At 45.9% G+C, this 24,209-nt stretch carries 21 protein-coding genes and 1 riboswitch; of the genes, 13 read left to right on the forward strand and 8 right to left on the reverse strand.

What is annotated here, in order from left to right; genetic code table 11:
* Window positions 1–66: 66 nt before the first annotated feature.
* The 4 genes from ACJJI7_RS13595 to ACJJI7_RS13610 form a co-directional block, all read right to left on the reverse strand.
* Window positions 67–1,266 (reverse strand): glycine C-acetyltransferase, encoded by a 1,200-nt coding sequence (locus ACJJI7_RS13595; RefSeq protein WP_282951187.1) that lies wholly within the window; start codon window positions 1,264–1,266, stop codon window positions 67–69.
* An 80-nt stretch (window positions 1,267–1,346) separates the two neighbouring features.
* Window positions 1,347–1,562 (reverse strand): hypothetical protein, encoded by a 216-nt coding sequence (locus ACJJI7_RS13600; protein ID WP_282951186.1) that lies wholly within the window; start codon window positions 1,560–1,562, stop codon window positions 1,347–1,349.
* A gap of 57 nt (window positions 1,563–1,619) precedes the next feature.
* Window positions 1,620–1,748: riboswitch (SAM-I-IV-variant riboswitch) on the reverse strand.
* Between the two features lie 65 nt (window positions 1,749–1,813).
* The gene (locus ACJJI7_RS13605; protein WP_020411817.1) at window positions 1,814–3,247 is read right to left on the reverse strand and encodes an aldehyde dehydrogenase family protein; all 1,434 of its coding nucleotides are present in this window, start codon (window positions 3,245–3,247) and stop codon (window positions 1,814–1,816) included.
* Between the two features lie 13 nt (window positions 3,248–3,260).
* Entirely contained in the window at window positions 3,261–4,877 is a 1,617-nt protein-coding gene (locus ACJJI7_RS13610; protein WP_353374999.1) for a 5-guanidino-2-oxopentanoate decarboxylase, read from the reverse strand.
* Between the two features lie 278 nt (window positions 4,878–5,155).
* On the opposite strand from ACJJI7_RS13610, the gene pdxH reads away from it, so the two are divergent.
* The 9 genes from pdxH to ACJJI7_RS13655 all read left to right on the forward strand — a co-directional run bounded on the left by pdxH (window position 5,156) and on the right by ACJJI7_RS13655 (window position 18,708).
* Entirely contained in the window at window positions 5,156–5,794 is a 639-nt protein-coding gene (gene pdxH, locus ACJJI7_RS13615) for a pyridoxamine 5'-phosphate oxidase (RefSeq protein WP_444901937.1), read from the forward strand.
* 262 nt (window positions 5,795–6,056) lie between these two features.
* A complete protein-coding gene (locus ACJJI7_RS13620; protein WP_444901936.1) occupies window positions 6,057–7,748 on the forward strand; it encodes an Hsp70 family protein in 1,692 nt (563 codons plus the stop codon).
* Window positions 7,748–9,154, forward strand: a complete 1,407-nt coding sequence (locus tag ACJJI7_RS13625) for an RDD family protein (protein WP_444901935.1) — start codon at window positions 7,748–7,750, stop codon at window positions 9,152–9,154. The genes ACJJI7_RS13620 and ACJJI7_RS13625 overlap by 1 nt, the downstream gene beginning before the upstream one ends.
* Window positions 9,155–9,268: 114 nt before the next feature.
* Window positions 9,269–9,649 (forward strand): hypothetical protein, encoded by a 381-nt coding sequence (locus tag ACJJI7_RS13630; RefSeq protein WP_282951182.1) that lies wholly within the window; start codon window positions 9,269–9,271, stop codon window positions 9,647–9,649.
* Between the two features lie 1,021 nt (window positions 9,650–10,670).
* Window positions 10,671–13,064: a hypothetical protein gene (locus ACJJI7_RS13635; protein ID WP_353375002.1), complete on the forward strand. Its 2,394-nt coding sequence runs from the start codon at window positions 10,671–10,673 to the stop codon at window positions 13,062–13,064.
* A gap of 19 nt (window positions 13,065–13,083) precedes the next feature.
* Window positions 13,084–17,049 carry a DUF637 domain-containing protein gene (locus ACJJI7_RS13640; protein WP_020411824.1) on the forward strand — a complete coding sequence of 1,322 codons (3,966 nt, stop codon included), beginning with the start codon at window positions 13,084–13,086 and terminating at the stop codon, window positions 17,047–17,049.
* Between the two features lie 13 nt (window positions 17,050–17,062).
* Window positions 17,063–17,662: a hypothetical protein gene (locus tag ACJJI7_RS13645; RefSeq protein ID WP_026304915.1), complete on the forward strand. Its 600-nt coding sequence runs from the start codon at window positions 17,063–17,065 to the stop codon at window positions 17,660–17,662.
* A gap of 165 nt (window positions 17,663–17,827) precedes the next feature.
* Window positions 17,828–18,334: a hypothetical protein gene (locus ACJJI7_RS13650; RefSeq protein ID WP_020411826.1), complete on the forward strand. Its 507-nt coding sequence runs from the start codon at window positions 17,828–17,830 to the stop codon at window positions 18,332–18,334.
* A 38-nt stretch (window positions 18,335–18,372) separates the two neighbouring features.
* Window positions 18,373–18,708, forward strand: coding sequence for a hypothetical protein (locus ACJJI7_RS13655; RefSeq protein WP_020411827.1), 336 nt, complete (start codon window positions 18,373–18,375; stop codon window positions 18,706–18,708).
* Window positions 18,709–18,978: 270 nt separating this feature from the next.
* Here the strand turns inward: ACJJI7_RS13655 and ACJJI7_RS13660 are convergent, their stop codons facing one another.
* The gene (locus ACJJI7_RS13660) at window positions 18,979–19,338 is read right to left on the reverse strand and encodes a hypothetical protein (RefSeq protein WP_444901934.1); all 360 of its coding nucleotides are present in this window, start codon (window positions 19,336–19,338) and stop codon (window positions 18,979–18,981) included.
* Window positions 19,339–19,821: 483 nt separating this feature from the next.
* On the opposite strand from ACJJI7_RS13660, the gene ACJJI7_RS13665 reads away from it, so the two are divergent.
* The 4 genes from ACJJI7_RS13665 to ACJJI7_RS13680 all read left to right on the forward strand — a co-directional run bounded on the left by ACJJI7_RS13665 (window position 19,822) and on the right by ACJJI7_RS13680 (window position 21,758).
* The gene (locus ACJJI7_RS13665; RefSeq protein ID WP_020411829.1) at window positions 19,822–20,163 is read left to right on the forward strand and encodes a hypothetical protein; all 342 of its coding nucleotides are present in this window, start codon (window positions 19,822–19,824) and stop codon (window positions 20,161–20,163) included.
* A gap of 928 nt (window positions 20,164–21,091) precedes the next feature.
* Window positions 21,092–21,187, forward strand: a complete 96-nt coding sequence (locus tag ACJJI7_RS13670) for an alpha/beta fold hydrolase (protein ID WP_157533324.1) — start codon at window positions 21,092–21,094, stop codon at window positions 21,185–21,187.
* 33 nt (window positions 21,188–21,220) lie between these two features.
* Window positions 21,221–21,382: a hypothetical protein gene (locus ACJJI7_RS13675; protein ID WP_020411831.1), complete on the forward strand. Its 162-nt coding sequence runs from the start codon at window positions 21,221–21,223 to the stop codon at window positions 21,380–21,382.
* 205 nt (window positions 21,383–21,587) lie between these two features.
* Window positions 21,588–21,758 (forward strand): hypothetical protein, encoded by a 171-nt coding sequence (locus ACJJI7_RS13680; protein ID WP_475717136.1) that lies wholly within the window; start codon window positions 21,588–21,590, stop codon window positions 21,756–21,758.
* A gap of 73 nt (window positions 21,759–21,831) precedes the next feature.
* On the opposite strand, the gene ACJJI7_RS13685 is transcribed toward ACJJI7_RS13680, so the two are convergent.
* The 3 genes from ACJJI7_RS13685 to ACJJI7_RS13695 all read right to left on the reverse strand — a co-directional run bounded on the left by ACJJI7_RS13685 (window position 21,832) and on the right by ACJJI7_RS13695 (window position 23,708).
* Window positions 21,832–22,731 carry an alpha/beta hydrolase gene (locus ACJJI7_RS13685; RefSeq protein WP_444901933.1) on the reverse strand — a complete coding sequence of 300 codons (900 nt, stop codon included), beginning with the start codon at window positions 22,729–22,731 and terminating at the stop codon, window positions 21,832–21,834.
* A 231-nt stretch (window positions 22,732–22,962) separates the two neighbouring features.
* On the reverse strand, window positions 22,963–23,202 hold the full coding sequence (locus tag ACJJI7_RS13690) for a hypothetical protein (RefSeq protein WP_444901932.1): 240 nt from the start codon (window positions 23,200–23,202) through the stop codon (window positions 22,963–22,965).
* A 215-nt stretch (window positions 23,203–23,417) separates the two neighbouring features.
* Complete coding sequence (locus ACJJI7_RS13695) at window positions 23,418–23,708, reverse strand: ROK family protein (protein ID WP_444946927.1); 291 nt, start codon at window positions 23,706–23,708, stop codon at window positions 23,418–23,420.
* Window positions 23,709–24,209: the final 501 nt, after the last annotated feature.

Genomic DNA, 24,209 nt, shown 5'->3' on the forward strand with positions numbered 1-24,209 from the left:
AAAGGCGCGGCGGAACCATGCAAAGGGTGAGTCCTGCTATGGCGCTCTGCCGCGATCAATTGGGCGTTAAATAATTTTCAGTTCACGGCCTACTTCGATAAAGGCATCGATACACTGGTCGAGTTGTTCACGAGTGTGTGCCGCCGACATCTGAGTGCGGATGCGCGCCTGGCCTTTGGGTACTACCGGGTAGAAGAAACCCACCACATAGATGCCGCGCTCCAGCATCTTGTCGGCCATCTTCTGAGCCAGTGCGGCATCGCCAATCATTACCGGGATAATTGGATGGTCGGCGCCGGCCAGGGTAAAGCCAGCTTCAGACATGCGCTTGCGGAAATAGGCGGAGTTATCGCGCAGTTTCTCACGCAACTCACCACCTTCCATCAACATATCCAGCACCTTTAGTGAGGCGGTAACAATTGCTGGGGCCACGGAATTGGAAAAAAGATAGGGGCGCGAACGCTGGCGCAGCATATCGATGATTTCCTTGCGGCCAGAGGTGAAGCCGCCGGAAGCGCCGCCCAGGGCCTTGCCCAAGGTGCCGGTAATAATATCGATACGACTGATAACATCGCAGTACTCATGAGTGCCGCGACCGTGCTCACCGAGGAAACCTACCGCGTGGGAGTCGTCCACCATCACCAGGGCGTTGTAGCGATCGGCCAGATCGCAGATGGCTTTTAAGTCGGCGATTACGCCGTCCATGGAAAAGACACCATCAGTGGCGATCAGCTTGGTCTTGGCGCCCTCGGCGTCAGCTGCCTGTAGCTGTTTTTCCAGTTCCGCCATATTGTTGTTGGCGTAGCGGTAGCGCTTGGCCTTACACAGACGTACACCATCGATAATCGAGGCGTGGTTCAGGGCATCAGAGATAATTGCATCTTCCGGGCCTAGTAATGTTTCGAACAGGCCGCCATTGGCATCAAAGCAAGAGGTGTAAAGGATAGTATCTTCAGTGTGCAGAAACTCGGATAGGCGAGACTCCAGGGCCTTGTGGATGTCCTGGGTACCGCAAATAAAACGCACAGATGCCATGCCGAAGCCGTACTGGTCGAGGCCTTCTTTCGCAGCTTCGATAAGATCTGGATGATTGGCCAGGCCCAGATAGTTATTGGCGCAGAAATTCAGTACCTGGGTGTCGTTGTTCACCTGGATCTCAGCGGCCTGTTGGGAGGTAATAATACGCTCGCGCTTGTAGAGGCCGTCGGCATCAATTTGTTTCAGTTCATCGCGCAGGTGCTCAAAGAATTGTTCTGGCTTTGACATGGTATTGTTTTTAGCTCCTGTCCGGTGCTCGTGGCACTTAGTGATTGGCGCTAAGCAGGTTGGCGCCTGTGTATTCTAGTTTATCCCGCCAGTTCACACGCCTTGTGGGCAGTGATCGGCTGCTCGCTGGCGCGGCAACTGGTGGCGAATTTTAATGCCTCTTCCGCAGTGTCGAACAGCAGTTGCCACAACAATTGCCGATCGGCCCGTCTCACTGCCCTAACCGCCGTACGGTTTCGCTGGTTGGCGATCTGAATTTCTATAACGTCTTTACTGGATAGCGATGTTTCGGACATGGTCCCTCCAACAATAAAATTTGGAGGGCTGACGTGGAAGCGGCGAATGGGTATTCGCTAATCCGGTTGGATTGCTCTTGTAGAGCCCCATCCTCCCCGCTGGCATTGGTGTGCCGGCAGAGAGAGAACCACCTTGCCCCGGTCGGCAGGTTGGCGTTGGCGTCAGCCACTCTCGTGATGTGCGGGCAAAGATAGCTGGGAGGGGATTGGCAGTCAACTATGCCGCCCCCGTTTGGGGGCGGTGCAGAAGTTTATGCGGGCAGTTGCACGGATTTCAGTTCGATAAACTCGCCGAGCCCGGCATCGCCAAATTCGCGTCCATTGCCCGAGCGCTTGTAACCGCCGAAGGGAGCATCGTAGTTAAACTCGCCCCCATTGACGAAGCAGAGTCCCGCCTCGATACGGCGTACCAGAGGCATGGCACTATCCGCATCCTTGGCCCAAACGCCGCTGGATAGGCCGTATTCGGTATCGTTGGCAATGGAGATGGCCTCGTCCATATCCTTGTATGGGATCAGGCAGGTTACGGGACCGAAGATCTCCTCGCGCGCGATGCTCATATCGTTGTGTACATCGGCAAATACAGTGGGCTTAACATAGAAGCCTTTTTCCAGGTTCTCCGGTGTCTCGGCACCACCAGTGACCATGCGCGCACCTTCATCAATACCCCGCTGGATATAACCACGAACGATTTCACGTTGGCGTGCAGAAGAGAGCGGCCCCATAAAGGCGTCTTCTCCGGTGCCCATGGTGATTCCTTCGGCCACTTGCTGGGCAATTTCCACCGCTTCTTCGTAGCGCTCAGCAGGTACCAGCATACGGGTCAGGGCTGTGCAGGTCTGGCCGCTGTTGATAAATACATCTTCGCAGCCCCAGCGTACAGCAGCTTCCAGGTCTGCATCGGGGGTGATAATCAGCGGTGATTTACCGCCCAGCTCCTGGGTTACACGTTTTACCGTGGGCGCCGCAGCCTTGGCTACTTCAACGCCGGCGCGGGTAGAGCCGGTGAAAGACACCATATCGATGCCAGGGTGGGATGAAAGTGCCGCACCCACTACCGAGCCAGCACCGGGCACCAGGTTGAAGACGCCGGCGGGTACTCCGGCCTCATCAATAATTTCTGCCATGATAAAGTCCTGCAGAGGGGTAATCTCGGCAGGTTTGGTGATCATGGTGCAGCCGGCGGCCAGCGCTGGTGCCACTTTGCCGACGAACTGGTGCAGCGGATAGTTCCAGGGGGTAATAAAACCACACACGCCCACAGGCTCGCGGAATAAAATTGAATGGGCCGCTTTCTCGGTTTTTTCCATCTCGGAAGTGCGCTCAGCGTAAAAGCGCATGGCGTAGATAGGGCCGTCGACGTGTAGCCAGCGAGCGATATGTTCGGGGCATCCGAGAGTTTGGGAAATTGCGAAAGTCAGTTCTTCTTTGCGTTTTTCCATTCCGTCAGCGATGGCGTTGAGCAGTTCGCGGCGTTTCTGTGCGGTACTGTTACGCCAGCTGTGAAAAGCCGTTCTGGCGGCGGTTACGGCCAGATCCACATCTTCGGCAGAGCCCTCTGAAACTTCGCAGATTAACGCTTCGGTGGCAGGGTTGATCACAGGGTGTGATCCTGCACCCAGGGGCTCACGCCACTGGCCATCAATAAACAGCTTTCCGGTTTGCAGTTTGCTGAGATCTGTCATGTCACGCTTCCATTTATTCTGCGCCTGAAGGCGCGCTGATTTCTATCAGGGTTGGAGTTTTTCGGCTAAAGGCTGCACTTACCGCTTCTGTCAGCTGGCCGGGTTGATTGATTCGGCACCCCTCTGCACCAAAGGCTTTGGCGAGGGCGACAAAGTCTGGGGTGCGCAGGTTTACACCTTCCTGGGGCACTTCAGCGGCGTCCATAAAATCACGGATTTCTCCGTAACCGGAATTGTTCCACACCAGTATCGGCAGCGGCAGTTGTTGTTCCACAGCCACTGCCAGTTCCCCCAGGGTAAACATCAGCCCTCCATCGCCAATCAGCGCTACCACGTCGCGCTCACTGGATAACTTGGCGCCAATAGCCGCGGGCAATGCAAAGCCCAGGGTGCCGTAGCCTGTGGTACAGGTAACGTGGCTGCGCGGATGATAGAGGGGCAGTGCGTGGTTAGTGTTATAGGCCAATTGGGTGGAATCTGTCACCAGGATGCCGTTATCCGGCAGGGACTCACGCAGGGCTTTTACCCAGGGGAGGCGTTCCTCAGAGCCATCCCACCACTCTTTGCGACAGTCCTGTAGTAATTGGGCAACCTCTTGTTCGGATTGCTCTTTAGCATTTCCGCTGCGTTGGACCAGAGCGGTATTTAATTGCTGTAGGCTTTCTGCTGCATCGGCGCAGATGGCCAGATCGGGGGTGGCGTTACAAACAAGTTGTGCAGCATCTATATCGATTCGGATTAACTTACCGGAAAAGGTGTAGTCTTCCCGGACCAGATTGCGGTCTGTCTCGGAAAGTTCGGTGCCCACTGCCAGTACGATATCCGCATTTTCCACCCGCTTGCGCACGCAATCGAAGCTCAGGTTGGCACCGCCGCACAATGGGTGGCGTTCGTCCACTACGCCTTTGGCAGCCAGTGACAGGAAAACTGGAGCGGCAACTTTTTCGGCAATTTGTGTAGCTGCCTCACCTGCAGACTGAGCCCCTCCGCCCAAAAGAATAACGGGGCTCTGCGCATTTTGCAGCCAATGAGTGGCAGTGGTGATAGCGGTGCTGTTGGCGCCTGGGGCCATAGCTGCTGGAGCGGCGTGATAATCCTCTATTTGGCCGGGCATGGGTGCCGGGAACAGGTCGATGGGAATTTCAATATGTACTGGCCCTGGGCGGCTGGATCGCAGTAGCTGGAAAGCCTTCGCCATTACTTCCGGCAGTTGTCCGGCCTGAGTCAGGGAATGTTGCCAGATACAAAAGCCGCGGCTGGCATCACTTTGCCGAGGCAGTTCGTGAAGGCGCCCACGGCCCATGCCCAGATCTTCGCGGCGATTAACTGCGGAGATAACCAGCATGGGGATGGAGTCGGAGTAGGCCTGTGCCATTGCGGTGGCGGCGTTGGTGAGGCCGGGGCCGGTGATCAAAAAACATACGCCGAGTTTGCCGCTTGCGCGTGCGTAACCGTCCGCCATAAAAGCAGCACCCTGTTCATGGCGCGGAGTGATATGTATCAGGTCGCTGCCTGGCAGGCCGCGATACAGTTCGATTGTGTGTACACCGGGAATGCCGAAGACTTTTTCCACCTGGTATTCGCGCAACAGGCGCATCAGCACCTGGGCACATGTGGGTGCAGAGGACATAACCACCGTTTTCCTTATTCGTGTAAAAATGCAGTGAGCCTAGCCGCCCGCCAAATGCCACGCAAGCACCCGCAGAGTCTGCATCTGCGAGATGAAAATCGCAGGAAAATTGAGATTCCCCCTGCGTCGCGACAGGAAACTTTGTACGGCTGTCGCGCTTTCATTTACCGTTGGCGGGATGGAAGGGGAGCAGATTTGACGAGTTACTCGCGGAAAAATACCTTTGCCACAACTCGCCAGATACACTATTGAGCAATAGCAACTTAGGAAGTAACACCATGGAAATCGATCAGTGGCGCCGAGAATACCTACTCGGCGGTTTACGTCGTTCTGAGCTGAAGCCTACGCCTCTGGAGCAGTTTCGACAATGGTTGGAGGAGGTCGTTAAAGCGGGCCTTAAAGATCCTACTGCGATGTGCCTGGCCACTGCGGATGCTGCGGGCCAGCCATCTCAGCGGATCGTTCTGCTGAAAGGTTTTGATGAACGCGGTTTTGTGTTTTACACCAACCTGCAGAGCAAAAAAGCCAGGGACATGGCCGATAATCCGCAAGTATCACTTTTGTTCCCATGGCATTTATTGGAGCGTCAGATCATTGTCAATGGCCAGGTTCAGCCGGTATCCAGGGAGGATGCTATAGCTTACTTCCAGTCCCGACCACTGGACAGCCAGCTGGCCGCATGGGCTTCTCACCAAAGCCAGCCCCTGTCTTCCCGCGAAGAGCTGCAAAAGCAGTTTGAAGAAGAAAAAGCCCGCTTTGATGGCGGTGAGGTTCCTTTGCCTGAATTCTGGGGTGGTTACCGGGTTGTGCCGCATTCCGTGGAATTCTGGCAAGGGGGAGCAAATCGCCTGCACGATCGTTTTGTTTACTGTGCTGATGATAGCGGCAGCTGGTCGGTTCAGCGTCTTTCCCCCTGAATAACTCCTATCAATTTCTCGGCTGTAGTTCGTTAGCGGACTGCACCTTTCCCTTCCCTGAGTAGCAAAATAAATGAAAGCGGCTTATTACCGCTTTCATTTTCTGTGTTAAAAACTCGCTTTCGTTCGCTTGCACCAGCTGGCTATTAATATGCCTGGCCGCTTAGAATATTGCGCAATAAACAAAGTAGAAAACCGGTTGCAAAAACTGTGGGTTCGATTTTTTTGCTTACTTAGCCTTTAAAAATAGGTAGAGAGTATTATGGCCATTATTGGGATTGATCTGGGAACCACTAATAGCGCTTGTGGGGTATTGACAGACGATGGAGTGAAACTGGTTCCCAATCGCCTTGGAGAGACCTTGACCCCATCAGTTGTCAGTTTAGATGAGGCTGGCAAACTGGTCGTAGGAAAAACTGCAAAAGAACGCTTGATCAATCACAGCGATACCACTGTTGCTGCCTTTAAGCGTTTAATGGGCACCGATCATAAAATTAAGCTAGGCCGTCAGCAGTTTAGTGCAACTGAACTCTCTTCATTGGTTTTACGTTCCCTGAAAGAAGATGCTGAGGCTTTCCTGAATAAAGAAATTACCGAGGCTGTGATTAGTGTGCCAGCCTATTTCAATGATAACCAACGCCAAGCAACAAAACAGGCTGGGGAATTAGCCGGCCTGAAGGTAGAACGCCTGATCAATGAGCCCACTGCGGCAGCTATAGCCTACGGTTTGCATGATAAACGTGAAGGTAATTTTCTTATTTTGGATCTGGGCGGCGGTACCTTCGATGTCTCCATCCTGGAATTCTTCGATGGCATTATGGAGGTACATGCCAGTGCCGGGGATAACTACCTTGGCGGTGAGGATTTTGTCGAAGCGATGATCGACAGTGTTCTGGAAGAATTAAAACTGAAAAAATCCTCACTGAAACCACGCGAACTGCAGAACCTGTATATGCAGATGGAAACGGCCAAGCGCCGTATCAGCCAGCAGGCGGGGCAGTTACTTAAATTAAACCTTAGTGGTCGTGAAGTTGAGTGGAAAGTGACTTCCGAATGGTTTGAGAGACTCAGCACTCCGCTGCTGCTGAGAGCCAAGCGCCCGATTGAGCGCGCCATGCGCGATGCCGATTTGCCGTCTGCTAAAATTGACGAAGTGGTACTGGTGGGTGGCTCCACCCGCCTGGCCCTGTTCCGCTCTATGGTGGGGCGTATGTTTGGCCGCTTACCCTCCTGCCACCTGAACCCGGATACCGTTGTCGCCATGGGAGCGGCTATTCAAGCCGGGCTCAAGGAAAAAAATTCCGCGTTGGATGATATTGTTCTCACCGATGTATGCCCCTACACCCTGGGTACCGGCATAGTGAACGAAGACAGCCCGCAGCTGGGCAATTACTTCCTGCCGATTATTGAGCGCAACACCGTGGTGCCGGTGAGTATCGTACGAAGCGTCTGCACTGCCCGCGATGATCAGAACGAAGTTTGTATCGATATTTACCAGGGGGAAAATCGCCTGGTAAAGAAAAATGTTTATCTGGGCGAACTCACGGTACCGGTACCCAAGAAACCCAGGGGCGAGGAAGTTGTGGAAGTCCGCTACAGCTACGATATGAACGGTTTGCTGGAAGTGGATATCACCGTCGTTTCCACCGGTAAAACATTTAATAAGTTAGTGGAATTTACGCCGGGCGCCCTGAATGAACAGGATAGAGTCCAAGCCCTGGAAAAACTGGCCAAGCTCAAATTTCACCCCCGTGAAGATGAAGAAAACCGGGCGCTGCTCGCCCGTGGTGAACGCTTGTACGAAGCGAGCCTCGGCGAGCAGCGCGACCATATTTCTAAATTACTCGCAAGCTTCGACCGGGTTTTGGATAAACAAAACCTAGTGGAGATTAGCAAGACGCGTGCCGAACTCACTGAAATATTTGATAAGCTCGACGGTGAGGACTGGATTTAATGAGCCCCTGGGAGATACTCGAGCTAGCGCCCTGTGATGATGCGCGGGCGATCAAGCGTGCCTATGCAAAAAAACTGAAGCATACCCGCCCGGATGAAAAGCCAGAAGAGTTTCAGCAGTTACACAGCGCCTATAAATGGGCGCTGAAAGCTGCCGAGCGTCAAAAAGAAGAGAATGAGGAAAGTAAGGAGTCGCAAAGTACTGAAGCTATTGCGGAAATTACCAATGCTGAGCAGGCTACACTTTCCCCTGAGGCCGCGCAATTACAGGGGCAGGCAGAGCCGCAGGAACAACAAGGTAGTGAACTGAATCATCAAGATCACTCCCCAGTCTCCCCAGAAGCTATTGAACAAGCTCCATCAGAAGTCTCTCATGACCTTAACCAAGTCCAGGATCAGGAAACTGGGGGTGAGATACAGCAGGGGGCCTCTACAGAGAAACATACTGAAGAGCAGTATTCTGAAGGTAGGGATGCACAAGAAAATCCTATTGAAGAGGGTGTTACTGAGCAAGATCCACAGCGAGCACAGCGAATTACCGAGTACCATCAAGTACTGGAGCAAGTGGATAGGCTGCTGCAAGAACCCAGTGAATTCAATGAAAAAGTAAATTGGCGTTTTCTCACCGATACACCTTATATGCTCGATGAGGAATATAACTGGAATCTGGGTCTCACAATTTTCGAGCGTTTTGCCCGAATAAATTTGCAGGCAGGTGAGTGTGCCTCTAAAGATAAAAAACAAATACAGATTTCCAACAATATTATTCAGTATTGCAATAACCTGTTCGACTGGAATGGTAATGCCCCCTATTTATACGGCGCTTTGGATGAATCTCTTTGTGACTGCATTTTCAATTCACTACAAAGCGAAGAAGTTACTGTGGACCCTGCCCAAGGGCTTCGAGGTGGGCGCAAGCTGATCCGGCAGAAAGCTATCCAGCCGGAAGAAACCTACGATCAATACTATTTTGGCCACCTGCTGGCTCGAGGCGTAGCGGTCTTACTGGATTTATTGTTGTTGTACGTCGCTGTCGGTTTTATCGCCTCCATTGTAATTATGAAGGTTTACGATATGCCAGAAGGTGCCGCCACAACCATAGCGTTGGGAATCTGTTGCCTGGCCTATCTGCTGATGGCCTGGATTGCAGAGAGCTCCCACTTTCAGGCAACGCCGGGTAAATATTTGATGGGCTACAAAGTCACCAACAAAAAATTTGAGCGAATAGGCTATGGCCACGGCCTTTGGCGCCTACTGAGTTTCACCCTCACCCTACCGTTGGGCAAGATCGGTTGGTTGATTAACTGCTTCCTAGGTGGAAACCTGATGCACGACCGCCTCAGCTCAAGCCATGTCATCAATATGCGTAAATCCCGTGAGGAGCATTTGCGAAAATTAAGAGGGTAGGATTTTGAAAGATAGGAAGTCTATAGATGAACAGATGGTGTCTTTGATATATTTGCGCCTTCAGAGCTATGGTTCAAACAGCTCACAAATTTGGAGTTCTCACGAGTTTTTATAATGAGTAAATTTTTACATTCTGCAAAGTGGTTATTAGGTAGCTTGGTTTTACTGAGTGGGCAAACTCTCTCTTACGATGTGGGAAGTAGTCCTGTTGAGTATCTTCGTACCTATAAAGGGTATGCTGTTGCTACTCTTACAAATGAGGGGCCTAACCCCAATGGATGCACTGCAACTTATAAGAATTGGGGGGCTGGCAGGTATGTCGCCATTGAGTTTGACACAGAAGAAGGGCAGGAGATGTATAGTGCCTTATTGGCTGCCTACTTAAGCGGTAACAACGTAGCATTTGGGGCTTATGATGGTAAAGACCGTTGTAAGATTTGGAATGGAACGAATACTATTCCGGTTGCATATCGAATAGATATTCTTCGCAAATAGTTATAAATCCAAAAAATTATCGTCTACGCATAGATGATTATATTATAGCCCTAATAAAAGAGAGGCGGTGTAAAGACAGAACCGCCTCTCTTTTTAGTGCCACTTTTACAATGTAAAATATGGTAGCCCCTTATTGTTTAAAGAGTGCTATGTTTATATGGGTTTTATTCTATCCAGTTTTTAATTGGGATTAATTAAGCATGATTTTCCATGCAGACTTAAGATATATATTGTAATGAATTTATTTGCCATTTGCGTAGCTAAAGTAACGGATAATATTTAATCCACCACTTGCTTGTTGGCTATAAAAGTCAATTGGGGCGAATTTAAGAAGCAGCCATTTGTTATTGCAAAGAGCGAATTTTAATTATAGGTAACTGCTTTCAGAACTCCTCTAGTATGAATTCAGATAAACAGAACTTATCTTTGGGTATTGATTAGGCTGCCCGCCGCATCCACTTACCCAGAAATTTACTTTTTTGCCATCTAGTTTAAGTGGGGGTTTATAAGTCCCCTAACATACTAAATAGTTATAGGATTTTTTTGCTTTTAGTAATCAATATATCTTTTTAATTGTTATTTAATGTTGAAGAGTGGTTTCAGTTGAAGAATTGGATTTCATCCAGTGATTTATTTGAAATTTTTTAAGGGCATCTTTGGTGTCCTTATTTTCCTATCGCCTATTCCAATAGCTTTAAGGCAAGTTAGGTGGGATTGAATGAAAGTGCACTATGTCACTTATGACAGTTAGGTTCTTTTTTTCGTTTCTCTTGCTCTATCGCTACTCTATTTTTGTACTGAATCATAAAGTCCCGCAATATTAAATCCAATTGATTCCTTATTGCCCTTATGTTTTTTAGGGTGGAGAAATTGATGCTTGACTTTCAACAGAGTGAATATAGGATTCGCCATCCGGCAGTCTATTGGTAAGCTATGTTTCATCCCTTGGAAGATAGATTCTTTTAGTTGTAGGTGTTAGTGATTAGGTAATACAAGCATAAATCTTTGGGGTTAAGAATTTTTGCTTACTAAAAAAGGTAGTGGAGTTATGGGGTTGTGGTTAAGGCTTAGCCTTTGGTTATTTTTATGTGTCAGTGAAGTGGTAATAGCCTCGCAGATTTTACCTGCGTCTCAGCATGCTTCAGATATTAAGCTGATAACAAGCACTGAAGATGGCAGTGTTGAAAATCTTATTATCAGGCCTCCTAACGATTCGGGGATTTCTGTTAACCGGTTTTCTACTTTCTCAGTATCGAATAAATCACTAAAGATTCTTAATTTACCTGAATTCTCCGGTTCAACGAGCTTGCCAGCCACATTAATTGTTATTCAGTCTAACAATCTGTCCCTGGCTAACAATATAGAGCTGGTTGGAGAGCCAGCAGATGTACTTTTCATTACAGATAGCAGTAGCTCCACAGTATCTTGCTCTGGGTGTAGTTTTGCCAACTTTCAACGTATCTCCCTAGCCGCTGGCACCCTCAGTAAAAGTTTATCCGATAGCACCAGTAATATCGGTGATATTAAACTGTTAGGAACGATTAATATCAACCAGCTTTCGGCTCCAGGTGCGCTGTCAGTCGATGTCATGGGGCGTTATATGAGCCTCAATGGTGAAATTAATACACATCAGAACGTCTCCTTAACATCTGGTGGGGATTACATTAGTGATACGTCGGGTCGCTTAACCACAGGTGGTGGGGCGGTTAACCTGTACTTGGGTAACTATTCACTGAGGTATGAATCCCGAGAGATTACCAATATCCCCTCGCAAGCAAAGCCCTCTTCCTACACAACCTTGAATGGCACTATTCGTTCTACATCTGTTACGGCCACAATGGCTAATACTTGGTACAGAATTGCAACGAATATTGATACCAGTAGTAATCTCATCTACTCAACGAGCTATCAAGATACTCATGTGATCAATGAAGAATCGATACTGATACAGAGTTTTAGTTCGCCATTGATTATCAACAGTAAATTGGCATCTGATAACAGTGTTACACTGCAATCTTATGACAGCTTAATCATAAACGAGAATGCAGAAATCAATGCACATACACTATCGGTGCTTGCAAAAAATCAGATTATTAATGATGCGAATATATTAACTACCAAAACAGAAATTGCCGCCAATGATGTATTCAATAAAGGGGAAATCGAGGGGCTGTCTGGAGTAGATATCTCAGTTGTTGATAATCTGCTTAATTCCTTTGGTGGAATCATCCGGGGTAATCTGGTTAATTTAAAATCCGATAAAGGTTTGATTCGCAATGGTTCCAGAACGCCATTCTTGAGTGAATATAATCAATATAATAACTTGCTGAGCTGGGATATAAACAATATTAGCCCCGCTGAGTTGGGTACTTTTTTTGCGCTAGGGTTAGATGCTAATGAAGCGCAGGGTAAACAAAAAGCTGATACTCTTGCAGCCAATATCTTATCTAATAAACTAACTATTAAAGGCAAAGCCTTCGAAAATATTAACCCCTACTATGTGTATAAAGCACCAGGGGATGACTGGTCTACAGGTGTGCCATTAAATGCGGCACTAGCTAATCAGGTTTTGGTTTCTGCGGAAACTCAGTTCTTTATTAAGGCTGATAACTATGTAGTTAATTCCTCTGCTGTTATGCGCTTGAATCAACCAGGCGCTGTCTATATTGATACGAATCTATTAACTAATGAACGTTATCGCTCCCAGGTACTTATTGAACGAGAGTCTGATAAGTGGGAAGAAAATTTTTATTACTATTCTCCACCAGGTCTAATTCATACTGTTGGCGACTTTAATCTCAAAGCAAATACAGGTTTTATCAATAACACCGCCTTCTTCGAGGTTTTTGGCAATGCCACGCTGGATACTCCTAAACTAAAAGAATTGGGTATAGCAATTTCACAGGTTTCTTATACTACCTATACTACCGTTTATCACACATGTTTACAGAAGGGGCGAAATGGGGTTTGTACTGAGCCGGGTGAACCCAAAACTGTTGAGACAACCATTGTCCGTGTCAATCAGGATGAGAAAGAATCACTCTTTCATGTGGAAGGTAATTTCATTGGTCCTAAGACGACGGTGAATTTTTCTAAGCATGATCCCATTGCTTATTATCAAAATCTTGCAATTGCTGATTATAAATCACGGGAATTCTACATACCCTACGGTGACAAACAGCAATACAATAAAAATGGAGTCCCATTTTACAGTATATATACAAGCACTGCTCAAGATGAGATCAGAATTACTCAAACTAGGTGCATTGTAAATCAGCAGGATCCTGTTGATGATTCTTGTGTTTCAGGGGTAATTAAAACTGAGTCGATTACAGATGTCGTGATTGCTTACATGGAAAAGATTAAGAATGCCGTTCTAAGCTTTTTCGATCAAGAGTTTGACTGGTGGGACTAGGTTTTAGGGAAGTATGATAATGAATACAGAAAAAAAGACAGAAAGGTCTAGTTACACCAAGTGGCAGCGTCTCATAGCTTCCGTGGTGACTTTCTTTTTCTCTATGCAGCTATGTATGCCTGCTATGGCTGGTGTTGCTGGGATTATAGAATCTGCACTTATTGAAGCTGAGCTGAATGCCAATCATCTATTTCAGCGAGAAAATAACAACGAATATCAATTTAAGTCCGCTGACTATTTGGATACAAACGCCCATCAAACAGATGTAAATATAGAGAGCTTTTTTAAACGTTTAAAAGAAAGCAGCAAGGAAAATCTACCTGCGCCCTTGATGATACCCATTGGGGTAGGCGATATTACGGTTATTCTGCCTCACTACCCATTAATTAAGCGGGTGGGTACAAACTTTGTCCAGAGTCGTTATATTCGTTCACAAGTCTATGCCCAGCTCGGCAGGAATCTGATTAATACGCAGGTCTACGGCACAGAACGCGAGCAAATTAGCAAGTTATATGATAACGCATATAACTATGCACTCGTTTCCGGGAAAATATTTGGCGAACCTCTTGGGCTATCTGCCAGTCAGATTACAACCGATATGATTTGGCCAGAAGTGCGCTATATCAATGGTGAGAATGTTCTGGTTCCTATCCTCTATTTGAAGTCTTCCACCATAGATGCACAAAAAGTTACCGGTGATGAAAATGAATTTGGCGGTAGTCTTGTTGAGCTTGGCGGACTACAAATAGACAACACCGATGTTACCCTCCGCAGAGCTTCATTCCTAAAGATTGCTGAGAACTTGGTTAATAACCAGGGTAACTTAATCGCCGAAGATGATCTAAAAATAGTTGCAGGAGGTTCCCTGCAGAATATTTCCGGATTGATTTCAAGTGAAGGAGACTTGCTTATTGGTGCGCACTCTATTGAAAACCGCACTATTGTTCACCGTTACAACCTAGGACAATTTCAATCTGAACGGTTTGGTCCTGTAGCAGAAATTAATGCTGAAGGCGATATCTACTTTAAAACCAGCTCCGATATTATATTACAAGGATCTGTAGTCTCTGCAGGAGAATCCATACGATTCGAAGCGGGTGGTGATATCTATATCGGCAGTCAGCAAATCACCAACCGTCGAGAAGGGTCTTCTGGAGGGATATCTTATCGCAGTTCCTCAATTGCTCACTTGGCCTCCAAGCTTTCAGCCAGCGATACCATTGCACTGATAGCACAGGGAAATATTCTAATTGATGCTTCTGAGATTATTAGCGATAGCGGTCATATTGAGATATTGTCTGGTCTCGGTATTACCATAGAAGACAATCTGAACGTCAGGGAATCTTATAGAAAAGGGAAATATGGTAAGCGAAAGATTGAAGAATCTATTTATCAGACGGTAGCAATACGCTCACTTCTGGATGCTGGCGAAGGTATTCGACTGCATAGTGAGTATGGAGATATCACCCTCCGCGCAGCTGATATATCCAGTGAAGATGGCACGAAAATTCAGGCCAAAAACGGCGGTGTCAACCTGTTGATGACAACAGAGACAGACCAGTATAGCTACACCTCAATTAAAAAGGGTTTATTTACTGTATCGGTTAAGTCTGAAGGTCACGTTATTGAAAAAGCTGTCACCAATTCAATTGTTGGTGGTCTTGCAGTTAAAGCCTTTTCCACCGTAAACGTGGAATATGAAGGTGACCGCTCCTTATCGATGGATGAACAAATTGCTCAGCTTTCCAAAATGGAAGGACTGGAGTGGATGGGATATGTACGCTCTGAATTTCCAAATGCTGATTGGACAGCTATTGAACTTCAGTACGAAGAGTGGAATGAATCCAGCACTAGTATTTCACCAGCTTTTGCTGCTGTGATTTCAATAGCTATGGCTATTGCCTCTGGAGGATCAAGCCTTACTGCATCATCCTGGATGCAGGCCGCAGTTGCCGCAGGTACCGCTACTCTTGAGACTCAATTAGTTATTGCACTAGCAAATGGAATTGTCGATGGCGATATTGCTGGATCAATGGAGAATTTAGCATCCTCAGAGACCTTTAAAGGGCTGGCTGTTGCTATGGTGACTGCAGGTGTTTTACATCAGGTTGATACCACTTTCTTTGGAGCGGATACGAATGCCATAAATAAAGGTAAAGAAGCCTTTGATGCCGCGATAGCGATCAATCCTAGTGATATCGCTGCTGCGGATAAAGCTTTCCAGGCTGCCTTCGATGCGGCAGCAGCACAAAGTGTTTTGTCACCTTTGCAGCAGGTTGCTCAGGCTGTGACTCATGCTGCAGTTAGAGCAGGAATACAAACAGGAGTTTATGATTCTGACTTTGAGGATACTTTTACTCAGTCACTGATGCAGAATGGGATCAACCGTCTTGGTGCCCATATGGCAAAAAAAATTGGGCAAGCTTGGGATCCTAAGGATACTAATACGGAGATAAGTAACTGGGATACGGCGATGAAGTATATCGCACATGCGGGTTCCGGTTGTGTTATTGGTGTACTTACTGCAGAGAATTCTGGCCAGCAAAATGCCTCTGATGGTTGTGTAAGTGGTGGAGCTGGTGCAGTTATTGGAGAATTTACCGCCACTGTCTATAGGGAAAGAACTAAGCCTCAGGTTGATAAAGCGAATACTGCAATCAATAACCTATTTAAAAAATATGGTGACGATGTAGCAGATTATGAGAGTAGGGGTTATTCTCGTGAGCAGATTGCAGATATTTTCCGTTATGAATACGGGTTAGGTGCAATTGAGCAGCAAATTACAGAGTTAAAAGAGCAAGGAGTAGATTTAGCTCGATTCTCTGCTGGACTTTCTGTATTTCTAGCGGGTGCGGAAGCGGCGGGTGTTAATACGGCAGCGGATGTTGGCGCTATCACTGCTGAGAATAATGCACTCTTCATATTCTTAATCCCAGTTATTTTAAAAGCAATTGACCTTGCACTACTTGGTGTCGATTTATACCCGATATACGAGGCCTATCGTGATGGAGGAGTCGATGCAGGTAATCAAGCTTTAGCTGATTATATTATTGTTAATGGTACTACCAATTTAGTTCTTACTCTGTTCCCTGGAGGAAAAATTGGTAATAAGCTCATTTCTAAGATGGATGAGAATGAGCTTTTCCAAGCAATTAAAGTCTGGGGGGAGCAGCTTGGAAATGTTGCCAAAGAAACAGGAGATGCATTTTTAACCCTCCTTGGTGAGAAAAGTGAGTTAGCTCTTGAGGGGCTTAAGGGATATATTCTCAGAAGAGAGTTGCGAGATGATAAAGAGGGACTTGAATTAAATGGCGGTAAAGTAGATACAGAGAAATATTTAGATGGGCTGACAGACTTCTACGAACGGAAGGGTGATCTTTATATTAGTAAAAAGGGCGAGGGAGTTGCATATAGAGATACTGGAGTTTTAGAAGATGGCAAACCGGTTTTACAAAGTGAGAAGGGATCTTATTACTTCTATGTAGATGAAAATGGTGTTCAAGTTCCCACTAGTTCGCCATTTGCAGCCAATGTCGATAAGTACCGCATATTTCATAATAAGCAGGTTGATGCTATTTTTATTGAATATGGAAAAATACCGAATATTAAAGTTCAAAAAGAAGTGACTGTTCAGTATGACAACGAGGGGCACGAATATCATGGTATGATCGCGCGGGCAGATCTTTCAGTGACCGGTGGCGGAAGAGATGGAGCTATTGATGTACCCGATGATTTTGAGTTATATGATCTAAATGGCAATCATATACCTGGAGGAAAGATCCAGCTTGACTCAGAGGGACGTGCACTTCTCGAAGTTAAGACAGGGAATGCAACATTAACGTCAAACCAAAAAGTAGTTTATGATGCATGTACCTCCGGCCAGGCAAGTGCATGTGGTGCTAATGCTGATGAAGGCGGGTTCAGAGGACAGATGGATGAGATATTTGTTTATATTCTAAGGTCAACAAAATCTCCACATGATTAAAGGCAGGTCTACCATGACTTTTAAAAAAGAAATCTTGGAGGCCGCCAAGGGAAAGGCGACCAAACTCCCAGATTGGCAGTTTGTTTCTAATAGGTTTAGATCTCGTCCAGTGAAATTTTGTGATCTATTAATAGCACCCTTTTGGAATTTTAGTGGTTCTCCTGCTTGGGTAACAACCCAGCCGGCTGCAGGTGTTTATATTAAAGAGGTGGAAGATATTTCATCTCATCTTTCAGGTCTTCCTCTGAGACGAACTGCTACCTTTTCAAGGAGAATTAGAATAGATGACCTAAAGAACCCTTTTAATCTAACAGTTTATGCTAAAGATTTCGGAAGCCAGGGAGAAGCTGTGGCGCAAGTTATGCGTGACCTGGATAATATAATCGAGTTTGGGCAGGCGTACTTAAGAAAGCAATATTGTCTAGACAGCAAAGAGTCGTTTTACCTAAGTGTACCTGAAGAAACACGTGGTATCTGGGCTACACACTATTGTATTGTGCGTGGATTGCTTGGAGATACGGATTATATAAAACGGGTGCTTCGCAAAGAAATTGATCCCGAGGGTCATCAAGAGCTAGAGCTTATTGGCAAGGTTTTGGATTATTTTTCTTGAGTTTAAAATGGGGGCAAGGTTCGTCTTGCCCTTAAACTCACTACATAAAAAGCTTTACGCATCTTTAGCCAAATTCACATATTAAAATTTGGTTTTATTTAATTGGCATTTGAGCTAATTTTATATTTAATCGAGTATCAGTCATAATTTTAAGAAGGCATTCCAATGAATATCAAACTGTTGGGCTATCATTCAGGTTTTGCTCTCTGTAATGCTTTATATATAGGTAGCGTCACTAAAGAAGAGGAATTGCTTGTTCCTTTTTGTTGTTTTTTTGATGCTGAACAAAGTGTGATTACTCCTTTCGAAGCAGAGTCACAAGCTTTAGCAGATCAGAAAGCCCGTGCGGCTATAGCGAAAGAAGAAAAAGATTGGACAGGATGGTGCTATGCACGTGAAGGAAAGGTGAACCTTCAAGGTGGAGGTAAATCTGATGCTTATGTGATCGAAGCAAAATTAAAGGAAATGAAGCAGCCTTTAAGCCTGATCCAGCTCTTTGAATACCCATTTAAGCCTGTGAGCCGACTTATTGTTAGTGCTCCTAACGATTTTCGTGAAGTATTTGCAAATAATCTTCCTGCATTTAGAGAAGCATTTATTCAAGGGGCTAGATCTCACAAGCTGGGTGGTGAGAATTGGAAAGAGTGGGAGTCCACAGTTTTTACTGGTTAAGACTGTTTAGAAGAAGATGGTTGTTGTTTAGAGAAAAAATGAAAGATTTCGGAAAAGTATTGTTCTTAATTATTTTCTTTGTACCTTTGCTAGGTCGAGCCGAATGGACTCCCTATTCAAAAATTTCCTATATGAAAGTCCACGATGCTGGAGTTGAAATTAGATTGCAAAATTTCACCAATACCAGCTCAGAAATAAACTGTAAAAGTGATGTGGATTTTCATCTTACTGTTGAGGATACAAAACTATTTGATACAAAGCTCTCATTCTTACTGTCTGCGTATATGGCAAAGGAAACCGTTAGCTTTAGCTATTATGAGTGCAATAATACGGGCTCCAAAATACTGCTGTCTTCAGTTATGTTTCCTGAGTAGAAAAAATAGTAATGGTACCGTGTCCAATAAATTTGCCTTGCCCAGGACATAATCGATCTGAATGATTCTGAGTTTGTTAACGGTCGAGGCTTTGAGTTAGTAGAATGGGACGATCTATTTTTATTTGGTTTCGTTCCCTTGCGCATATAAGCCGGCATTCAAAAAGTGAGAGGCCTAGTTGAATGCCAGTTTGTTTAGTGGGTAGATTGTATTGTTTTAAGCTCGACCTAATTTAAAAAGTTAAACGGCAAATCGATGGCTATATATTTTCTATGGCATAACAGAGAGATTCCTCAAATCTGCAACATTGTGGTAAGTTGTACAGTCATCGCTACTCTTCAAAGTAACAGTCTGCTGGGCGGCGAGGGCGCTTAAAAGCAGGCTGAGATATATTTTGCCCTCTTCATTGGTACTATCATTAGCATCTTTGTTTATACCGTCAAATGCAAAACTATAGTTTGTATTGGTTGAACAGGAAACCTCTCCTGAAGGTGCTCCCTGAACTTTAACAAAAATTCTACCCTGATACTGTGGCCCAGTGTGAATTTGACTTAACTTTCCTGTAAAAGTGAACTCAGCGAGGCATATAGTAGGTAAAAAAATAAGTAGTAAGGCTAAAAATGTTTTCATTTTAAATACTATTGAATAATTGGGTGAGGGTATTTTTCTTTACGGTAAAACACTAAGTGATTATATTCGATTTTCCTATGTTAGTAAATTCTTCGATTGTTAGTAATAATGTATGCTTTTTGGGGGTAAGGCATATTATGCTTTCACTTCACTCTTTAGACGTTTGTTTGATTAGACCTTTTGATCTTATATGCAATAATTAAATTGTACAATTATGATCCCTGAAAAGCTTAAGTGAGACTGATTTTTTCAAATTAAAAAATTGAGGGTAAATGAAAGGCTACAATATCAGGTTTTTTTCAGTAGAGCACTATCGCAGTTTTTGGAATCTATCGATTACGCCTCAGGTATAATTTATAATTAGTTTTGACATTCAAGGTTAACAGATTTTAAGGCTATACCTATACGTCATTAGGTTAAAATCTTATAATTTCTAGCAGTTGATCGATTGTTGTAAATTGAGAGTTAAATTTTGAGGTGTTGATGAGATTTTTAAGTGCTTTGAGCTTTACTATGGTCCTTTTAGCTGTAGATGTGCTGGCTCTAGGGGATGCTAACGAATCGACAGTGCGCTATATCGAGGTGTTTTCGAGTGCCTCCTCTAGAGATGGCGAAGTGGTTGTGAAGTTGGACGCTGAAACTGAGAGTTGTCATCAGTATTGGATAAAGTCGGAAGAGAGTGTAGGCCAAAAAAACTCAGTGGCTTCTATCTTGGCGTCACTCCATGCCAAATCTACAGTGCGGATTGTTGGTGATACTGACAGCCTTTGGAGTGGAAGCAGCGCCTTTAAGACCTGTGAGATTATTTCATTGCGTGTTCTGTAAAGGTTTTTGTAGTTTGAAAACTGGTAATGTCTTCTAGCTAGAGCAGCCCCACTTTTGCTTTGTACAATATTGGTAACTAGCTCCTCTTAGGGGGCGCACTCTGCGGTGTGAGAAGCTTGTATTAGGTGGCCGTATTTATTATGCGGCCTTTTAAAATGATCGTATGATAGGTAGAGTGACCTTTAGTTACTTGGCTCACAACAATATTTCAGCTCTCTTGCCCTGATATTGGATTGTCTCTACTCCATAAATAGTTTTTTTGATGCTCTCTTCTGCTAATTCTTCATCTATCTTCTGTTGAGTTGCAATATACTGATTTATCGGCATTTCTTATGGGTGTCGTAATAAAGTGAGAAGGTTAAGCTCGGTAAAGAAAAATGGGGCCCTTCTTATATGTGGGGCGAAGAATTCCTACCCTATTGTTATTTTGCTCTGTCTTAGCCCCCCATTTCGTCTCGAAGTTCGTATTTTGTTGGTATTTTTGTAATATAAGCTTCTTCAAGTTTTAACTCTGTTAGCTTTCCATTAATTTTATTTAGTCTATGCCTTGGATATTAATATATCTGGTTGAGTTTTTAGTTCCAAGTCGGTGAATATATATTTAATCCATTATGGTTATGGTTCCTCCTTGCCATTTTTATTTTTTGTCTGTTAGATATTTGGTAATCAAATCAAGTACAAAGGGCAGGTGCTAAGTGGTGATGCAAAATTACACTTTTAGGTTTCTGGTAGCGACTTATCCATACCATTAATTCTGTTTCTACATGGCGGCTCGGGAGATGTGGAGTTGGGGTTGGTTCTATTTCAGATGACTGCTGAACGGGCGCTCAAAGATAAGTATTTAGTGGCTTATCTTCAAGAAATAGAGGCCGGCAAGTCTCTTGAGGTGAGTGACGATACATTAACGATAAAGAGTAATATTTAAGGTATGCGTAATGTTATCTCTTTTCTAAAGGAGCACTATAAGACGGATAAGGTTACTTTAATTGGCCACTCTTGGGGCGGGGGGCTTGCAGCTCTCTAGGCTAGTGAGCATCCTGAGACATTGGAGAGGTTGGTGTTTATCTCTTCCTCCCAGGATGCGCATAAGCAGGTAGAAATCAGCTTAGAAGCAACCCTGCAATGGGGGGAGAAGGACGGCAACCAGTTAGCAATACAGGAGTACAACAATATCATGAGTCTCCCTCTGAGTATTATCCGCTTCTTTCTAATTGGGTGAGTCGCGCGAATGGTGGTAACGCAAATGGGACTGATATTCGAGATTTTCTAGCAGCTGAAAAGATTAGTGAGAGATTTCCTGGGTGGCAGGAACGGCGTGGAAGTCTGGCTGACAAGATGCACGATGAGCTTCAGGCCATGAGCGTAAAGGGGGTATCGATCATTTACAGGTTCCTGCTCTATTTGTTGTCGGTGAGAATGATTCCATTACCACGCCTTCACAGGTAAAGGCAGATTATAAAAGGTATAAAGGGAGTAAATCTTTCTCGGTACTAAAAGATAGTCATCACTTGCCCCTTAAGGACGCAGCGGAAAGTCTGAAGAAGACTATGTTAGTATTTTTAGAGGCCGGGGAGTATATTAGTGAAGAGCATTAGTGACGGATAGCAAGCTAGGCGAGTAGTCAGGGCCCAGTAGCGTTTTCCTGCTATAGGGCCGGCAGGTTCGCGGTTAAAAAGAATACTTCCGTGGTAGCACCTTGGTTTTAAAAACCTGCTCTATCCCCTTATCGTAGCCTGGATTCACAACAGTATCGTGGTTTTCACCCTTAATGACTCGCTTGCGTAGAGACAAATTTTCATAGTCGCGGGACTTGAGTCGCTGGGCCAGGTCCCTAAAGTCTTGAACACCACAAACCTCTCCTTCTTCTAAGCAGACCTCCTCTCCACCGATAAACATATACACGCTTTTCGATAAGTCAGTCTGGCGTTCAGCGTAGGCAAGCTCACTCTCTAGGATTTGCTTATTGGCCCACCAGATACTCGGGCTGCCGATCACATAGCGGTCGAAGTTATCGGTGTGATTGAAGAGGGCGTGGAGGGCTAACAGTCCGCCGAGGGAGTGGCCAGCCAGTGTTTCGTCGCTTTCATCTCCCTTGAACGAATTATTGATGAAGGGCTTAAGCTCGTTCTCCAAAAATTCCAGAAACTGATTTGCACCACCACCCAGGGTATTACCCCTGATTTCTCCAGGTACCGGAGTAAAATCCGTTAAGCGCAAAGTGAAGTTAGAGCTGTCCAAGGGGTGTGAGATACCTACAAGGATCACCGGCGGAAGCTTGGTATTACCCTGCTCATCGGGAACTTGTTCATGGATCAGGTTCGGTGCCACCATGGGGAAGTTCATATAACCATCGGTCATATAAATCACTGGATATCTGGTATTGTCTTCGGGGTTAAAGGAGAGCGGCAGTAGCACATCAACAACAAATCCACGCCCCAATAAATCGGAATGGAAGTTGTAAGAGAGAATGCCCTGGCGGGTAAATGTTGTAGGTTCAGCAGTGCCGGCTTGCACAAGCTGGGTGGCCATAACCATTAAGCCAACTGTCAATATTTTAATTATTTTCATCTTCATCCCTTATTGAGCAACGCTTAAGTGTGCTCAGCCCCGTCATAAGGCGGTCAAGACTGACAAGCCTATCAGATCGGATACAAGACTAGCTACCTTGCGCTGTGCCAACAGTCGCAAAGATTAGTATATAAGTTGGAAGGGGAGTTATGGGGAGCAGTTTACAAGGTGGAGTGGCGCCAGGAATATTCTCCTGGCGCCTCCGTATCCTATGAGGGAGGATCTGCTTGTCTAACAGCCGGAGCAAAGTACCTGGGCCATACGCAGAGAGCCCACCTCGCCAGAGCGGCCGGCGAATTTTGGTGGGACTATAAAAGAGCGGATGTTGCCTTGGGATACCTGGGGTAAATAACCACTTGCCAGGTTGAGAAACTTGTGGTGAATGTGTGTAAATAGGCACGCTTGTTCCATAAATCCACCACCGAGGATGATTCGCTCCGGTGAGTAGCAGCTGGTCAGGTTCACGCACATAGTGGCCAGATATCCGGCCTGAGGTCCCGGGCGGCACGGTCCCTGTCTATACTCTGGCCGCGCAGGCCCCAGCGGGATTCAATGCGGGGCCGCAGACGAGGCCTTCCAGACAATTGCCATGGAATGGGCAGTGGCCTGGATAGGGCTCTTTATCGGTCCTGTGGCGTCAACATATGGTCGATTTCCGAGAGCATGGCGCCGGTTACCATCCACTATTACCCGGCGCAGATACCGGTGCCGATGGTAATAAATAAACTCTTTACATCTATAGCGGCCCTGCACAGGTGTTCTCCTAACGCTGCACCACTGACATCAGTGTCAAAAGCCACGGGGATAGAGAGGGCTTTCTTCAGTTGGCCAGCCATGTTGGTGTTGGTCCACCCGCTTTTAGGGATGGTAGTGATATATCTGTAGTGTTTGGATGTGGATCCAGATCTTCTGGTCCAAAACTTGCGATATCCAGTGCAGGCATTGAGCCATGACGTTGAGCGCCGGCCTGGAAAAATTTGGTTACCTTGCCCTTTCCTTTACTCTATTCGGCCCGGCGGCGATTGCACAATTTAACTTTGTACCGCCGGCTTCTATACCTCCAAGCAAGGTATTCACTGCTTTGCCTTGCACTTCCATCCGTATCTGCTCCGCAGTCTGGATAATGTATTCAATGGAATTATTAACCGGTTTGTCTTAACAGGTGACACCGTTAGGGGAGTGATTGCACTGCGGTTAGTTTTTGCTAAAGAAAAATACCGGATGCCAACAGAGAAGTTGAGCTTTCGCTGTTTGCACGAGGCTCTAAATGGACTGTAAGCGAATTCCGGGAATAGGGAAGACAACGATCAAAAAGCGAAATGAAGCTGACACTCGTGGAGCGGCTTCTAATAGTCGTATTAACAATGTGGATACAAAATGCTCGAATATGAATCCTTGCTTTTTTCTGGCGAGAAAGACTAACAAGTAGCTCTCTTTTGTGTCGCCAAGGGTTAAGGCCAGTGTTTTCAAACTGGCCA

This window comes from Microbulbifer variabilis (assembly GCF_056232115.1).

Coding starts and splice junctions, on each gene's coding strand:
- ACJJI7_RS13645 (WP_026304915.1), top strand. CDS start 17,063: ATGACTTTTAAAAAAGAAATCTTGGAGGCCGCCAAGGGAAAGGCGACC.
- ACJJI7_RS13685 (WP_444901933.1), bottom strand. CDS start 22,731: ATGAAAATAATTAAAATATTGACAGTTGGCTTAATGGTTATGGCCACC.
- ACJJI7_RS13655 (WP_020411827.1), top strand. CDS start 18,373: ATGAAAGATTTCGGAAAAGTATTGTTCTTAATTATTTTCTTTGTACCT.
- ACJJI7_RS13625 (WP_444901935.1), top strand. CDS start 7,748: ATGAGCCCCTGGGAGATACTCGAGCTAGCGCCCTGTGATGATGCGCGG.
- ACJJI7_RS13670 (WP_157533324.1), top strand. CDS start 21,092: ATGCGTAATGTTATCTCTTTTCTAAAGGAGCACTATAAGACGGATAAG.
- ACJJI7_RS13600 (WP_282951186.1), bottom strand. CDS start 1,562: ATGTCCGAAACATCGCTATCCAGTAAAGACGTTATAGAAATTCAGATC.
- pdxH (WP_444901937.1), top strand. CDS start 5,156: ATGGAAATCGATCAGTGGCGCCGAGAATACCTACTCGGCGGTTTACGT.
- ACJJI7_RS13650 (WP_020411826.1), top strand. CDS start 17,828: ATGAATATCAAACTGTTGGGCTATCATTCAGGTTTTGCTCTCTGTAAT.
- ACJJI7_RS13610 (WP_353374999.1), bottom strand. CDS start 4,877: ATGTCCTCTGCACCCACATGTGCCCAGGTGCTGATGCGCCTGTTGCGC.
- ACJJI7_RS13605 (WP_020411817.1), bottom strand. CDS start 3,247: ATGACAGATCTCAGCAAACTGCAAACCGGAAAGCTGTTTATTGATGGC.
- ACJJI7_RS13595 (WP_282951187.1), bottom strand. CDS start 1,266: ATGTCAAAGCCAGAACAATTCTTTGAGCACCTGCGCGATGAACTGAAA.
- ACJJI7_RS13630 (WP_282951182.1), top strand. CDS start 9,269: ATGAGTAAATTTTTACATTCTGCAAAGTGGTTATTAGGTAGCTTGGTT.
- ACJJI7_RS13620 (WP_444901936.1), top strand. CDS start 6,057: ATGGCCATTATTGGGATTGATCTGGGAACCACTAATAGCGCTTGTGGG.
- ACJJI7_RS13660 (WP_444901934.1), bottom strand. CDS start 19,338: ATGAAAACATTTTTAGCCTTACTACTTATTTTTTTACCTACTATATGC.
- ACJJI7_RS13665 (WP_020411829.1), top strand. CDS start 19,822: ATGAGATTTTTAAGTGCTTTGAGCTTTACTATGGTCCTTTTAGCTGTA.
- ACJJI7_RS13690 (WP_444901932.1), bottom strand. CDS start 23,202: ATGTGCGTGAACCTGACCAGCTGCTACTCACCGGAGCGAATCATCCTC.
- ACJJI7_RS13640 (WP_020411824.1), top strand. CDS start 13,084: ATGAATACAGAAAAAAAGACAGAAAGGTCTAGTTACACCAAGTGGCAG.